This is a genomic window from Thermogemmatispora aurantia (assembly GCF_008974285.1).
In the GTDB taxonomy this organism is placed as follows: Bacteria; Chloroflexota; Ktedonobacteria; order Ktedonobacterales; family Ktedonobacteraceae; genus Thermogemmatispora; species Thermogemmatispora aurantia.
Window position 1 is genome coordinate 1290954 of the sequence record NZ_BKZV01000001.1, and the last position, 14813, is coordinate 1305766.

Annotated in this window: 9 protein-coding genes and 2 tRNA genes; 1 reads left to right on the forward strand and 10 read right to left on the reverse strand. The window is 57.9% G+C overall.

Going from position 1 to position 14813, the window contains the following annotated elements; translation table 11 throughout:
- Positions 1-62: 62 nt before the first annotated feature.
- From KTAU_RS05025 to KTAU_RS05055, 7 genes are all read right to left on the reverse strand, one after another.
- Positions 63-1823 carry an MFS transporter gene (locus tag KTAU_RS05025; RefSeq protein ID WP_151727305.1) on the reverse strand — a complete coding sequence of 587 codons (1761 nt, stop codon included), beginning with the start codon at positions 1821-1823 and terminating at the stop codon, positions 63-65.
- Positions 1824-1899: 76 nt separating this feature from the next.
- Positions 1900-2748: a DNA repair protein RecO gene (gene recO, locus KTAU_RS05030; RefSeq protein WP_151727306.1), complete on the reverse strand. Its 849-nt coding sequence runs from the start codon at positions 2746-2748 to the stop codon at positions 1900-1902.
- A gap of 71 nt (positions 2749-2819) precedes the next feature.
- Positions 2820-2890 (reverse strand) — tRNA-Cys (locus KTAU_RS05035).
- Positions 2891-2895: 5 nt separating this feature from the next.
- A tRNA-Gly gene (locus KTAU_RS05040) sits at positions 2896-2970 on the reverse strand.
- A gap of 267 nt (positions 2971-3237) precedes the next feature.
- Entirely contained in the window at positions 3238-4044 is an 807-nt protein-coding gene (locus tag KTAU_RS05045; protein ID WP_151727307.1) for a 16S rRNA (uracil(1498)-N(3))-methyltransferase, read from the reverse strand.
- Between the two features lie 14 nt (positions 4045-4058).
- Positions 4059-4979, reverse strand: a complete 921-nt coding sequence (gene prmA, locus KTAU_RS05050) for a 50S ribosomal protein L11 methyltransferase (RefSeq protein ID WP_151727308.1) — start codon at positions 4977-4979, stop codon at positions 4059-4061.
- 290 nt (positions 4980-5269) lie between these two features.
- Complete coding sequence (locus tag KTAU_RS05055; protein WP_151727309.1) at positions 5270-7003, reverse strand: acyl-CoA mutase large subunit family protein; 1734 nt, start codon at positions 7001-7003, stop codon at positions 5270-5272.
- A gap of 195 nt (positions 7004-7198) precedes the next feature.
- On the opposite strand from KTAU_RS05055, the gene KTAU_RS05060 reads away from it, so the two are divergent.
- On the forward strand, positions 7199-8512 hold the full coding sequence (locus tag KTAU_RS05060) for an MFS transporter (RefSeq protein ID WP_151727310.1): 1314 nt from the start codon (positions 7199-7201) through the stop codon (positions 8510-8512).
- Between the two features lie 75 nt (positions 8513-8587).
- Here KTAU_RS05060 and KTAU_RS05065 read toward each other — a convergent pair whose 3' ends face one another.
- The 3 genes from KTAU_RS05065 to KTAU_RS05075 all read right to left on the reverse strand — a co-directional run bounded on the left by KTAU_RS05065 (position 8588) and on the right by KTAU_RS05075 (position 14812).
- A complete protein-coding gene (locus tag KTAU_RS05065) occupies positions 8588-9922 on the reverse strand; it encodes an AGE family epimerase/isomerase (protein WP_151727311.1) in 1335 nt (444 codons plus the stop codon).
- A gap of 46 nt (positions 9923-9968) precedes the next feature.
- The gene (locus KTAU_RS05070) at positions 9969-13148 is read right to left on the reverse strand and encodes a glycosyltransferase family protein (RefSeq protein WP_170293068.1); all 3180 of its coding nucleotides are present in this window, start codon (positions 13146-13148) and stop codon (positions 9969-9971) included.
- Between the two features lie 245 nt (positions 13149-13393).
- Positions 13394-14812, reverse strand: coding sequence for a tetratricopeptide repeat protein (locus tag KTAU_RS05075; protein WP_151727313.1), 1419 nt, complete (start codon positions 14810-14812; stop codon positions 13394-13396).
- Position 14813 lies beyond the last annotated feature (1 nt).

The window sequence follows — 14813 nt, forward strand, 5'->3', positions numbered from 1 at the left end:
TCTGTTTTCTGTTCGCTGTCGATCTCCTCACGACATTCGTCCCTTGCAAAGCTCTCGTCGGTTCAAGCCATTGCAGCCCCCGACCTTTGCACCTGAGCAAGAGCGTCGGCGCGCTGCGCGGCAGCAACATCGCTCTTCATCCAGCGGGCGCCGACGATCCCAACCAGCCCAGCCAGCACCAACATTGGCACACAAGTCACCAACAACGCCAGGCGCAGGTCCTGACCGGCCAGATCGTGGGCAAAATGGCCGCCATGTGTCGGGTCGAAATGCTGAGCCAGAACTCCAATCAGCGAGGGTGCAAAGGCGTCGCCTAGCAAGTGAGCCAGAAGCAACGCCAGGGCAACCGCTGAAGCGCGCAGCGCCGAGGGCACCGTGTCCTGAATGGCCGCCGTGCAGGGTCCATTATAAAGCAAGATGAGCATAGCCGTGATAAAGAAAAAGATCATAAAGGCGGTAGTACTATGAACCGTCACTGCCAGGGCGAAGCTCGGAGCACAGAGCAAAAAGCCAATCCCGCAGACAAGAATACGCGCCCCCGGATGGAAGGTATTCAGAATATCTGCCAGATAGCCACCGATGATCATCCCCGCAATTCCGGCGATGACCACCACTACGCCCGAGAGCGTCGCCGCCTGCCCTACTGTTAGCCCCAGGGCATCCTTCTGATGCAGATAGACCGGCAAAAAGGTGACGCTTGCTCCCTGGGCGTAGAAAGCAAAGGTCTGGACAAGCGTCAGCACGACCAGACTGCGAATACGCAGCAGGGAAGAGAAGTCCTGCCCGAGCCGCCGCCAGGAAAAAGATGGTCGCTGCCCGTCATCAGCAGGAGATGAGGAAGTAGTGAGCGCCGCCCCTGCAAGAGGCTTGATTTCTGGCTCTCCGACTTCAGCGTCGGTCTCCTGGGCTTGGATAATCCTGGCCTGCCAGCGCCTTACCAGCAAGAGACCGCCAATGGCCAGCAAGGCAATCGCCCCCACCAGCACAAGCCCGATGGCGCTAAAGACCAGGATCACCTCCCAGTTCTTCAGTACCAGGCTGCAGACTGTTCCCCCTACGATGAAGCCTCCCAACAGATAGACCAGCACGCTGATCACCGACTTCAGATGCGCCCGCACAGGATCAGAGCTTGCTCTTCCTTCCTTCAGCTCTTGTTGCTCGCCGACTTGCTCCTCCTCCATCTCTTCCTGCTCATCAGCCTCGTTGCGGCGCGGCTCGCGCAGGCGCCAGGCCAGCAAGGCCAGCACGAGGCCTGGAACCCCCGAAATAAGAAAAGCCAACCGCCAGCTCCCTTTCCCCAATCCGGCAATGAAGCCACCGAGGATGAAACCTACCATCAGCCCAATCAGCGTGCCCGCCCCCCAGCGACTCATGATCCGTGCTCGCTTCTTACGACTATAGTAGTCGCTCAGCAAAGCTGTGCCCGCTGGATAGTAGCCGGCCTCACCGACGCCCAGGACCATGCGAGACAGGAAGAGGGCGATAAAGTTACTGGCCAGAGCAGTAAAGGCCGTGGCCAGGCTCCAAATAGCCACGCAGAGCGCCACCACATTCTTACGCCGCGTGCGATCAGCCCAGATACCGAAAGGCAGTGTCCCTAGTGAGTAGACGATAAGAAAGGCCGAGGCAATGTAGCCAAGCTGGTCAAGGCCTAGTCCCAACTCCTGGCCAATGATAGGGGAGGCTCCTGTGAAGACATAACGATCCATATAATTGAGAAAATTAATGGAGAACATGATCGCGAAGGCATAGGCCGCATAGCCCGAGGTACGCCGTCTGGAGGCTCCCAGGTCGGCACTGACTGAGGGAGCAAATGGTTTCATGGAAAACCTCCTCGCAGGGAGATAGGCAGAGAAGCCGAACGATAACCGCAAAGGGGCTGACCTGAGCACCACTCTATCACAGATTCTGGGCGGAGGGAAGGGCGGGACTATCAAGATTTCGCTCCAGGCGCAGCATCTCAAGAAAACTCCAGGTTTTCAAGTCGCGCTCCAGATGAAAGCGGAGGAGATCATGCATCACCCGCTCGATCTCCAACAGCAGCGAAGCACTGAGACGCCAATGAGGAACGGCCTGCCACTCGCTGCGCTGCAAGACGCGCAGCACGTGCAGCGCTTTAACGGAGAGGGGACGACTCCAGAAACGTGAACAGCGAGGACAAAGGGCGCCACCCAGCGAAGGAGAGAAGCCATTTGGCTCGGGACGCAACTCAGCAGCGCAATGGGCGCAGGCGCGAAAGGCAGGTTCGTAGCCCACCTGGCTTAAGAGATGGATCTCGAAATAGCGCAACAGCAACTGCGAAAGCGTATGCAAAGGATCATTCGCCTGGTCAATCGACTCCTCCTGTGGAGAGCGAGCCGCATCGGCGTCGAGCGCACGCAGCATCTCTAGCATGAGAAAGTAGACCCCACTATGCTGCGTCTGCTCTTCAAGAAAACGATCTACAAGCTCAGCCAGGTAGAAACCGCAGGTCATGTGCCACTGGCTCATGCGCAGATCGAGGAAGCTTTCGCGGCCCTCTGCCTGAGTCACAATATCCAGATCACGCCCGAGAGCTAGTTGCAACTGACTATGGCAGAGGAGTTCTAGATGGCCAGCAAGCTTACTAGTCGGGCGACGCACTCCCTTGGCCACTACCTGGATTTTACCATGAGTTGGAGTAAGGAGAGTCACAATGCGGTCTGCCTCACCGAGGTTGATCCGCTTGAGGACAATCGCTCTTGTGGAGTAGCTACGCTGCTGCCGCATGCGCTGGAGTCCTTAGCAATAAAAAAGACGTGATCATCTAGCATCACGCCTTTCCATGAGAGAAGAGGAGGAGGCGACGAGCGGATTCGAACCGCTGATCGGGCTTTTGCAGAGCCCTGCCTTACCACTTGGCCACGTCGCCGCACCTGGAGCGGGAGACGGGATTCGAACCCGCGACATCTTCCTTGGCAAGGAAGCGCTCTACCACTGAGCCACTCCCGCATCTCGGGTTAGAGGAAGTTCTCTAACCTTGTGCCATTAAGATAGCACATCTCTGGCGATTTGTCAACGGGTTTTGGCCCAGATTCCAGAAATTTCTCAGCCGTCGCCGGAGAGGGAGGCTAATTTATCTCTGGAGCCAAGCCAGAGCCGTGCGCGAGGCGGCTGCAACGCGCGGGTCAGTAGAGATCGAGCGACGCTAGCGTATAAGCTCTGGCGAGGGGTTGAGAAGAAGAGAGGAATAGGCCTGTCCACCGGCGTGAGCTAGTTTTAGCCAGTCTCGCCGGTCTGTTCCTCTTCATCCTCGTACTCGTACAGTATACTGGCAGCAGCCACCAGAGCCGCTGTTTCTGCGCGGAGAATGCGGGGGCCAAGTGAGACAATGAGGGCGCCACACTCACGAGCCAGCGCTACTTCCTCGGGGGCCAGTCCGCCTTCGGGTCCGATAAAGAGGGCCACAGTTAACGGCCCACCCATTGCTAGAGCCTCGTGCACCTGTCGCCGACAAGCGCGCAGGGCAGCGCGCAGACTGAGCCTTCTCTCCTGCTCCCATGGCATTACAATCAAAGCGTCAGCAGGCAGCTCGGCCAAAGCCTGGGAGAGACTGCGCACGGGGAGCAATGCGGGGAGACGGGTCCTGCCACATTGTTCTGCCGCCTCCTGTAGAATACGTTGCCAGCGCTGGACCTTCGTCGCTCCTAGCTCCTCCAGCCCAATCTGCGATCGCTGGCAGCGCAATGGTACAAAAGCGCTGATACCCAGCTCTGTCCCTTTCTCCAGAATCCACTCGAAGCGGGCTGACTTCAGCAGTCCCTGATAGAGCACCAACCGGAGGCAGCCCTCGCTGCGGCCCTTACGCCGCTCGACGATTTCCACTTCGACGCCGGAGCGCCCAGTCTGAACAATCCTCGCTTCGATTTCGTCGCCGCTGTTATCAAGCAAGACCACATGCTCACCGGGGGTGAGTCGCAAGACATCACGAACCTGATGCGCTACTGCTGCGGGCAGCATCACCCTGTGCAACGAGGGCCGACTGGTCTGGGCTAATAACTCAGGCGAGATAAAGAAGCGGTGCATGGTCGCTCATCAGGCTAGGCTGGTTTGCGCATGACGAAGAGCAGCCAGTCATCGGTTTGCACAGTAGCCATTGGACAAAGCCCGGCTGCTTTGAGAGCCTGCTCGACCTTATCTCGATGTTCCTGCAGCACACCGCTGGCAAGCAGCAGTCCGCCAGGAGCCAGGACGGTAGCCATAAAGGGGGCCAGAGAGCAAATCACGCCAGCCAGGATGTTCACTACGAGCAAATGATAGCGACCGGTCAGAGCCAGGCTGCGCTCTTCATCGAGGGTTCCGTGAATCACTCGAATACGCTCGCTGAGATGATTGCGCTCTGCATTTTCGCGGGCACTAGCCACAGCAACATCGCTAATATCGTAGGCATCGACCTCGTCTGCCCCCAAGAGGGCGGCGGCCAGGGCCAGGATACCCGAGCCAGTCCCCAGGTCGAGGACGCGCATACCAGGCTGGACGCGCCTCTCCAGCTCCTCCAGACACATTCTCGTGGTCGGATGCAGACCCGTGCCAAAGGCCATGCCCGGATCGAGCGTCATCACAACTTCGCCCTCGGCTGGCGTGTACTCGCGCCACGAAGGACAGATGACCAGACGGCGGCCAATGTGCGTCACATGATAGGATTCCTTCCAGGCCGAGGCCCAGTCCTCTTCACGGATCAGGCGCGTCTCTAGCTCTCCAACAAGGCCAGCTCCGATACTGGCAAGATGCCACAGTCCCTCAGCAATGCGCTGTTGGGCCTCCTCCTCTTTGCCATCGACCGCCAGATAGGCATGAATCTTGACAGGATGGCCAGGGAGAATGCGATACTCCTGTCCGTCATCGAGCAATTCGATCGGCTCTTCGATGGCCACACCACCATGCGTATAGCGCATGAGGAGTTCACTGACGGATTCAACCGCCTCGGGGTGCGCCTGCACCGTTAATTCTATCCACTGCATCGCATCTCGATCCTCACCTTAAATCAGGTAATGCCCTTTCACTCTTATCCCAAGGGTCGCGCGATATTCTATTATGCCATCAGGAGAGCGCGCACGCAACGCGCTTCCCCAGCCGGGGCAGATCAGGAGGTCTGTGAGGGCCGTTGCAGCCCGGCCTGACCACCTATCCCTGGGGCCTGGCCTCCAAGGGATCAGCCGGCCTACAGAGAGCCTCCCTCTCCCTTGCCCCTGCTAGCTGAGAGCATCAGCCAGCAGGCAGCGCCGGGCGCGTTGCCAACGCGCTCTCCTGGCTAAAAGACCGCCGGCTCTGTATACTCACCAAAGACCGCCCGGAAGACATCCATGATCTCGCCCAGGGTAGCATAGGCTTTTACAGCTTCAATAATGGCGGGCATCGTATTCTCCGTCCCCTCGGCCACGCGACTCAGATTGTCGAGGGCTTTCCTTACTGCTGCCTGATCTCGCTCTCGGCGCACACGGTTCAGGCGCTCCAGGTGCACACGCTCCCCCTCACGATCGATGTAAAGCGTGGGCACCTTCATGTCTTCTTCCATTACGTATTCATTCACGCCCACAATGATACGTTTGCGTTGCTCGATCTCTTGCTGGTAGCGGTAGGCCGATTCAGCAATCTCTCGCTGGAAGAAGCCATTCTGGATACATGCCAGCACTCCCCCTAGCTCTTCGATCCGCCTGATATAGTCCCACGCCGCCTGCTCAGTCTCATCGGTCAGCTTCTCTACGAAGTAGGAGCCTCCCAGCGGATCAACAGTGTTGGCGACTCCGCTCTCGTAGGCAATAATCTGTTGAGTGCGCAGGGCGATCAGGGCAGCCTTTTCAGTAGGAAGCGCCAGCGCCTCATCGAGGGCATTGGTGTGGAGCGATTGTGTGCCGCCAAGGACTGCGGCTAACGCCTGGATGGTGGTACGTACGATATTATTCTCAGGCTGCTGGGCTGTGAGGGAAACGCCCGCCGTCTGAGCGTGACAGCGCAACAGCCAGGAACGCGGATTTTTGGCCCCGTAGCGCTCGCGCATGAGTTTTGCCCAGATGCGACGTGCCGCGCGGAATTTAGCGATCTCCTCGAAGAAGTCATTATGGACATCGAAGAAGAACGAGAGTCGTGGCGCGAATTCATCGATCTTGAGGCCGCGCTGGAGCGCTGCTTCTACATAGGTCATGCCGTTGGCAATGGTGAAAGCCAGCTCCTGGACAGCAGTTGCACCTGCTTCGCGGATATGGTAGCCACTGATGCTGACCGTGTTCCAGCGCGGCATGTGGCGCGCTCCAAACTCGATGGTGTCGACAACGAGGCGGAGGGAAGGCTCGGGCGGAAAGAGAAACTCTTTCTGAGCTATGTATTCTTTGAGGATATCGTTCTGCAGGGTGCCTCCCAGCTTCTCACGCGGGTAGCCCTGCTTCTCGGCGTTGACGATATACATGGCCCAGATGACCGCCGCCGGGCTGTTGATGGTCATGGAGGTGGTGATGCGATCAAGCGGCAGATCCTTAAAGAGGATTTCCATGTCGGCCAGCGAGGAGACCGCTACGCCACATTTGCCGAACTCTCCGGCAGCCATCGGATGATCGGTATCGTAGCCGTAGAGCGTGGGCATGTCAAAGGCTGTCGATAGGCCTGTCTGCCCTTGCTGCAGGAGATATTTGAAGCGCGCGTTTGTATCTTCAGCCGTGCCGAAGCCGGCAAACATGCGCATGGTCCAGGGCTTGGCGCGATACATCGTCGGCTGGACGCCACGAGTAAAAGGATACTCGCCCGGCAGGCCGATATCACGCATGTAATCCAGGTGAGAAATATCCAGCGGGGTGTAGACGCGTTTGACAGGCACGCTGGAGGTGGTCATAAGGTGCTCTCGCTCGGGCATGCGCTCAAGCGACTGTTTGAGCGTGGTCTCTTCCCAGCGCCGTTGCTCGGCTGCCAGCCGGTCCAGCTCAGCCTTATCAAAGAGAGTCCCCTGCACTAGACGGGGTTCCTTACCAATATCCACAGATTCCTGGTCTAGCATGCCGCTCACTCCTCTTCGTCGAGAACCCTGCGAGACGGCCTGAGCCATTGACATCGCCGTCCCCTGGGACGATTTTCACAGTTGTATTGTACCATAGGCGCGGTCTCTCAACGCCCCTTTTCTCCCCGGCCAGCGCCCTTCTCCTCCCTATCTCTCTCTCTTCCTCCCGTGCTACACTTAGTTTGGAGGGATCTTATGAAACAAGCAGAGCAGAAATCGACCGCTGGTCCAAGCCAGGCAGCCATGTTACCGGAAGAGCAGATTGCTGCTTTGCCTGCAGCAGGCCGTGATCTCTTCCTAGTCAGCACAGCTCACGCTTTTATTCACGCCATTACAGTATTGATGCCTCTTATTTATCCCCTTATCCAGGAGGAGTATCATCTCAGCTATACCCAAATTGGCCTGGTAGTCGCTCTTCCCAATGCCCTTGGAGGCCTTCTCCAGGTGGTCTTCGGCGTGGTGAGTCGCTACATCCTGCGCAAGGTACTGCTTGGAGTCGGCGCTATCCTTGGTGGCTTGAGCACCTTTCTGACGGGCACAATCAATGGTTTCTGGCCTTTGATGGCCTGGAGCACAGCTTTTCGTCTGGCTACTGCTCCTCAACATCCCGTCGGTAGCTCCTATCTGACCGATCGCTATGGCCAGCGCCGGCATGGCTATGCTTTGGCCTGGCATATTGCCGGCGGTAATATAGGCACGCTGGCTGTCCCCTTTATCGCCGGTCCTCTCTTGGGACTTTGGGGTTGGCGCCCTTTGCTCTATGTGGCCGCTTTGCCGGGCATCCTGATTGGCGTCGCCATCCTGATTCTACTTGAAGAGGGCGGACCACTCGACCGGCGTAGTCGTCTCCGGCAGCAGCCAGCTCGCCGCCTTGCCCTGCGCGGGCGCGCTCTGATCCAGACGGGCAAAAGCCTGCTGCTTCCGCTGCGTGATCGTACGTTGCTCATCATCATGGCTGTTTCTATTATCGCCGCTGGCGGTCGTGGCCTGGGCAATGTTACAACCTATGTCCCCCTTTATTTGCAGAATGTTCGCCATATCGACAGTCGTCTTCAAGGCGTTCTCTTGACCTTGCTGCTCCTCGGCAGTGTGATCGGGCCACTGTTAGGTGGACGGCTCTCGGATCGCCTGGGGCGCCGTCCTATGCTCTATCTATTCTACGGTGCCTCAGCTGTCACGACATTCCTCTTTATTGAGCTTGCTCGCCCAGATATGCCTTTCTGGCTCATCCCACCGGCTTTGTTGCTGATGGGCCTGGCTGTCTATGCCGAGGCTCCTCTGCTCCAGGCATACCTGGCCGATTCGGCCAGCCGCGATCTACGCGACAATGCCTTCAGCCTGTATTTTGCCCTCGCCTTTGGCGTTGGCTCTGCTTGGGGAGGCATCATCGGCTGGCTCATTGATCAGTTTGGCTTCCAGCTTGCCTTTATCGTGATGGCAATCTCCTACCTCCTGGCCGGGAGCCTGCTGACTTTGATCCGTCAGCAGCCAACAACAAGCGAGCGCTGAACAGTGCTGCTGCTCGCCTTCCTTTGTATCCAAAGCGGAGCTGGGAGGCTCCCTGTTAGGGGAAGCGCAGAGTCGTTATGTAGATTGGATTACCGCCAGCAGAGCATTCAGCGCACATCCCATCGCCTCCGAGGTGAAATAGTCTTCTTTGCCAATGCCGGCCCCGGGTTTGCTCACGTAGACCTGAAAATCAGCTGTCAGACGATAGAAGTAGCCATGATAGGTGTGCTCGTAAAACGGCCCTAGCAGCAAGGCAATAAGAGCATGTTCCTCGCTGAGGAATGGGAGCGTGACCTGGGCATTATAGAGTTGAAGGCCGCTCAGTGTTAGACACTGAGCACGTGTTTCTTTATAATCGCGGATCACGCTCCCGTCTCCCAGGTGGAGAGCGAAGTACAAGCCGCCGTGCTGTCGGTCCCAGAGACCGCTGGTGACGAAGAGGCTCTGGAGCAATGTGCTTGCGAGAGAAAGGTACCGGTGTTGACCGGTGAGCTGATAGGCCAGGGCCAGCGCTGAGACTGCCTCTCCAGTGGAAGCTGCTCTGACTTCATCACCTTGGGGTCGATCAGAGCCTGCGGGGCCGACCACCATGTTCTCATAGAGCAAGTGCCTCTGGGGATCAAAGGCCACGCTGATGACGTGTTCCAGCGTCCGCTCACCGGCTTCTCTCCAGGCTGGCACTTGCCAGCGTTTTCCTGCATCAACGAGAGCGGCGCCGCACTCTAGCGCATGGACAGTGTTATAGCCAAACGGTTGATGGCGCCGATCATAGATGGTCCCGATGAGCGGATCAAACCAGAAGCGATAGAAACGCTCGACCAAGGCCCGCGCTTCATCCAACAGAGAGGCATCAGACAAGGAGCGTGCCACTGAGAGGAGAGAGAAGTAGATCCAGCCCTTGGGCAGATTATAATCCTGAAAATCGAGTCTGACCACGGCCAGTATTCGCTGCAGGTCGGCCTGATAGCTCGCTCTGCCAGGGTTGAGATGCTGATAGGCGCTCAAAGCATTCAGATAGAGCAGATCGACCTGGGGATCATGCTTTTCCAGCGTCTCCCCTTGCGGACCGGGGCGAATGGCATTGACACGCTCTGGATCGATCATCTGCCAGTTGATGAAAAGGCCACCAGTGCGCCGGCCATGCGTCTTGGCCAGCGGATTCCAGGCATGTTCATGCATACTTTCCAGCACCTGTTCGATCACTGCCCTAGCCTGCTCGCGCCATCCAGGCAGCAAAGCTAGGGAGGTCGCAGCTGTGACGAGACCCCGACCCGGGCTGGGGGTGGGGCTGGCTCCTAAGAGCAGGGGTGGATGGGGGAATTGCTCCCAGAGCGGGGCGCAGCTCACAATATAGCCAGCCGCGGTCATGATTACCCAGAGCACAATCACAATCCATACAATAGTTCGCAATAACCTGTACAGCTTCTTTCGCATAGAATGAGACCCTCCGAAATAGCTAACCGCCGCGCAGATAAAGAGCCGATGCATACCCCTCAAAGACCAGGTGTACATCGGGCGGAAAGATAAAGCGCTTTCTGACAGCAGACTCATATGGCCCGCCATCTGAGACAATCCAGACCCGCGGGTGCTCAGCCAGCACCGCTGTGAAATCCTCCTGGTTGAGAAGCGCCTCCGCCGCAGAGGCGGTTTCGATAATATGCCCCCGCTGTTCCATGAGATAGAGGGCACGATCAATGGAGAAAAAGTAATCAACCTGCCCTACATAGTAGCGTACACAGTTGGCAGGAGCTACCGCAATTACCACGTCCCCTCGGCGTAGGTGCTGCCTTAGATAAGCCCCTGCGATATCGTAGTCGGCATAGTGGCGGTGATAGGGCAGGCCCAGCAGCCGGCTCAGGAACAGATTGTTTGTGTTCATGGCTATCAACGGCGCAATCAAGAGGAGGGCACATAGCAGGCCCGAGCTTCCTAGCAGGAACAGGCGCTGCACTTCTGTGGCGCGCTTCCAGCTCCGGTCAGACGGCCCAGCGCTTGTCTTTACCAAGGTCATTGTTAGCCTTCCAAGAGCCAGCATTAGCTCGCTTGCTCCGTAGGCGCTCAGCAGGTAATAGCAAGGCAGCAATGGATAGAGGTAGCGATCAGCCTGAAGCGTGAAGCCATAGATCAACATGAGCCAGGAGGCCAGCAAGAACAAGAGGCAGTAGCAAGCACGTGGTTCTTTTCTACGAACGGCCTGCAGGCAGCCTAGCACCATGCTCACGGAACTGAGGAGGAGCCAGGGCGTCCGCCCACTGGTGACAGGCGAAAACAGTATTTCTGCATAGAAGATGACGTTGTCCAACGTGAAATGGACGAGGGGACGCTGCGAAGCATCTGTTCCAAGAACAGGCGGATGGCTACAATGAGCGAGCAGGAGCTGGAAGCCGATACCGACTCCACAGAGCAGACCTGCTCGCTGCCAGGAAGGCGAGCGACAAAGGGCTGCCAGGCTGAGCTGGGTCCGGTCTCTGCAGCAGAGAGTGCAAAGCAGCAGCGCTGGTAGTGTGATGAAGGTTTCCTCATGGCTCAGATAGGTTGCCAACAGGCTGAGTGCCGCTCCGTAGATGAGGCGTGAGCGAGCCTGGCGCTGTAGACAGATATGAAAAAGTAACAAGGTTAAAAGAGTAAGGAGTTGCGCTTGCTGGTACATACGCATCTGACGTGACCAGACCCAGGCCAGCGGTGAGCAGACCAGCATGGCCGTGGCGAGCCAGGCCACGCGGCGGGAGAAGAAGTAAGAGCCTGCCAGATAGAGCAAGGGCAGGCAGAGAAGATACTCGCCAACGCTGATTGCGCGCGTTATCTCTGGGTGATCGCCGAAGAGCAGACTCCAGGCGGCCAGCAGATAAGAATAGAGTTCAGCTTTGGTGTAGAGAAAACTCGAAGGGAAGAGTGGCCAGCCGGTGGCCAAGATACCATGTGCGGCATAGTAGCTAGAAAGCTCATCCTGCCAGTAAGGCTCGTAAGAGAGCTGGTAGCTTGATAGGGGCACAGCCATGACCATGAGTGGGAGGATGGTTACCCAGAAGCGCCAGGATCGCCAGGAGGAGCGAGAGATCGACCGCCAACACAGCGACAAGCGTTGACCCCATCTTCGCGGGCGGCTCTTCCTTTCTGAACCTACATCAATACTCACCTCCTCGCTGGACTCACTGACACTGCTCTCTCTCGTCTGCCAGGCACCTGTCTGGAGGCGAGTCTGAGATCTACGGCTGTCCCACCAGATTACCCAGGCAAGCACAGCGTAGTCCAGGAGGAGGAGTGTGCCCAGAAACCAGAGCCAGGGCCAGGTATACGGCCAGGGGTGGGGAAGCGCTGGAGTGTAGGTCAGCGCCGTCAATAGCCCCGCCAGCGTCAGCGGTGGGAGTACGGCCAGGCTTAATCGCCGCCAGAGCACTTGAGGAGCGGCAGAGCACCCGACCGCGAGCCACAGCCCTAGCCCAACCCAGGGCAGCCAAATGCTGGCTACCGCCCCACAGAGGACCATCCAGCCTTTGGCAGGCACCGAGAGTAGAGAAGGCGAGACGACAGCGATGGTGGTCAGGTATGGGAGGAACGAGGGAGCTGAAGGAATTTCGAGAGAGGCTGAGGGCCAGCGATGCGGCGCCTGTCCGACGTCCAGCCGTTCACAAGCCTGATGATTGGCCAGACGCCAGGCCTCTGATGGCTTCAGCCACAGTAGCTGACCCCCGCTTTTCTCAATGACGACATCGGTCAGCACTGCCACCTTCCTGAAGAGCTGCTCCATCTGCCCTTCGGCTGGCGGTACTTGAAGAACTGCATGGATAGAGAGCGTATTGCGCCCGGTATGCAGCCATGACGAGATGTCATACAGCGTGACCGCAAGCCCGGCCTGATAGCCCCCTGAATGAGGGAACTGTTTGAAAGGCAGAGACTGAACCCCCCCAGCGAGGGTTGTCAGCAGCCTTCCATTGAGATAGATACTCGTCTGGACAGGGCTTCCTAGACGTAACCAGGTTCTGGTCGCTTCCTCTGGTATATCGAGAAGCCTGGTAAAGCATACGTCCGAGCTATCAGCTCTAAGCCAGAGGTGAGGCAGGGGCTGCTGATAGGGACGGGGATCAAATGCGAGAGAAAGCGAAGAGCCAGCTTCTTCTGGCAGAACTCTTGCCTGCTGCCAGTCGGTCGCGTCGAAGTCGGGTAGGCTCCAGGCATTGACCGTAACTGCATTCCGGCGATGGGCCAGACTGCTCTGAGCGGTGGCACGCCAGCCCTCTCCCGAACTATAGCGGTAGGTCCTTATCCCATTCCTGATCTCCAGCAAAGCTTTCAGAGCCGGCAGCTGCAGGTCAGCATTGACCACGCGCACCGCGATGGTATTCACGCCGATGCGCAGGGCGCGGCGTATATCATAGAGCAAGGCGCGCGAGGCGAACTGGCCGTTAGTGTTGCCCAGTGGCACGCCATTGACAGCCAGAGCAAAAGTTTGCCGCGCCGCTATCGTCAGAATCGCTCCTTCTGGCCAGCTATTGAGCTGTAGAGTGTAACGAAAGTAGGCAACCGGGGCGCTACTATCAGCCGCTGCAATCCACCGGGCATCTCCCCAACCAGGATCAAAGTCTCCGGGCTGGGGGACCAGAGCAACTTGCCAGGTAAACCAAACTGCCCCTAACATGGTCAGCAGTAGTAAGCAGAGAGTATCAAGGCTGGGAAGGAGCTGGCGACGAGACCAACCAGAGAAACGGAGAGGTCTTGGTCTGGCCAGCGGCTCAGTAGGCGATGACGCTATCCGTCTGACCAGTACACGCCCCAAGTAGCAACGATCGAACATAAAACCCTACGACCATCCCTTCCTTTTGATTTGCTCATTTACTAATGCACGATAATACTCATTTATACTTTCTCACCACTCAATACCCTCTAGTGCAAACCAGAGAGGGCCTCACGAGCCGTGTTATTGTGATATTCAGGATCAAGCGCGAGCGCTATCTGCAAAGCCTCTCTCCCCTCAGCGGAGCGTCCTAAAGCAATCTCAGCCAGGCCCAGATAGGTATAGGCGGAGGAGCGAAGGTCATTATCGGAGGAGAGCCTCAGCCCTATCCCCATCTCAGCCAGGCAGCCCTGATAGTTACGCAGCTCGTAATCGGCTCTCCCAAGCAGGTAGTGAGCATAGAGACTATCCGGATTGACCTGCGCGAGTCGCCTCAGCCAGGCCTGAGCCATGATCAACCTGTGGTTCCGCTCTAGGGCATCCCCTGAGAGCGTGCTGGAGGGCCAGGCAGCCTCTACCAGCCCTTCCAGCGCCTCGCTGAGAGCTGTGGTCAGCCACGGCTCAGGAAGGTCTTTCTGCTGCGTATGCGCCAACCAGTGCGGGAAAAGCAGTTGATAGGCACGCAGGTAGGCCCGTTGCTGTAGCAAAGAGTGAGCCGCCGCAAAGCTCACCACCTCCGCTTGTGAGTGAGCCTCTAGCCCAAAGAGAGTCTGGCCGAGCTGCTCCTCGTAGGTCGCAGAGCCGACAACGGCAGGGACCAGCCAGGGGGTAGTCTCCAGCCATCCGAGAGCCTGCTGATACTCGCCGGCAGCGATAGCCAGGTCTGTTTGCCATGTAGCCAGCAGAGACCAGAGCGGAGCGATAAGAGCAGGCAGCAGGCTTGCTCCTAGCAGCACCGACAAAGAGAGCGGACGCCAGGAGAGCGCCGGCACAAGCGACCAGGGTCTTATCCTGGCGTTCGGTTGGCTGCGACCTGGTTGTCGGAACCACAGGCTCAGGCCAATCAAAGGCAGGGCAGCCCCAGGACGAAGCTGGTCTACCAGCAAGACGACGCGCCAATGGAGTGCTGTCATATCCAAAGCAAAAGGAGCTGTCACAGGGAGCCAGTCTCGGGGGAGATTGTAGCCCAAGTGACGCAGGATAAGCTGGGCTTCCAGCTTATGATAAGCCAGCAGATCGCTCTGCTGAGTATCGACCGCAGTAAAGTGCAGCAAGAATAGGCAGAGTGGCAGTAAACAGCTGGCACCAGCCAGACGATAGCGCCATAGGCACCGATCGACGAACGGTCTCAAGGTGCAGCCGAGACAGAGCAAAGCCGCCATGCAAGAGCCTGCCCCAACACTTGTCAGCGCAGCCCCAACTGTGCCGGGAGCCGCCAACGACCAGGCCGGCGCCAGCGGCGTTTGCCAGGGAGAACAGCCACCTCGCAAAGGGTCCGCCAACCACGGCAAGCCACTCGCTCCTAGCATCAAAACACAGGCCAGCAGCAATCTACCACGAGTATCCTCCCACTCCCGCCAGAGCCATTGCCTCAACAGCTTCAGCAAAGCAGCGATCTTTTGTATCATT

Bases quoted from the DNA above. Each gene is read 5' to 3' on its own strand.
- KTAU_RS05025 (WP_151727305.1), bottom strand. From the start codon at position 1,823: ATGAAACCATTTGCTCCCTCAGTCAGTGCCGACCTGGGAGCCTCCAGA.
- recO (WP_151727306.1), bottom strand. From the start codon at position 2,748: ATGCGGCAGCAGCGTAGCTACTCCACAAGAGCGATTGTCCTCAAGCGG.
- KTAU_RS05045 (WP_151727307.1), bottom strand. From the start codon at position 4,044: ATGCACCGCTTCTTTATCTCGCCTGAGTTATTAGCCCAGACCAGTCGG.
- prmA (WP_151727308.1), bottom strand. From the start codon at position 4,979: ATGCAGTGGATAGAATTAACGGTGCAGGCGCACCCCGAGGCGGTTGAA.
- KTAU_RS05055 (WP_151727309.1), bottom strand. From the start codon at position 7,003: ATGCTAGACCAGGAATCTGTGGATATTGGTAAGGAACCCCGTCTAGTG.
- KTAU_RS05060 (WP_151727310.1), top strand. From the start codon at position 7,199: ATGAAACAAGCAGAGCAGAAATCGACCGCTGGTCCAAGCCAGGCAGCC.
- KTAU_RS05070 (WP_170293068.1), bottom strand. From the start codon at position 13,148: ATGTTAGGGGCAGTTTGGTTTACCTGGCAAGTTGCTCTGGTCCCCCAG.
- KTAU_RS05075 (WP_151727313.1), bottom strand. From the start codon at position 14,812: ATGATACAAAAGATCGCTGCTTTGCTGAAGCTGTTGAGGCAATGGCTC.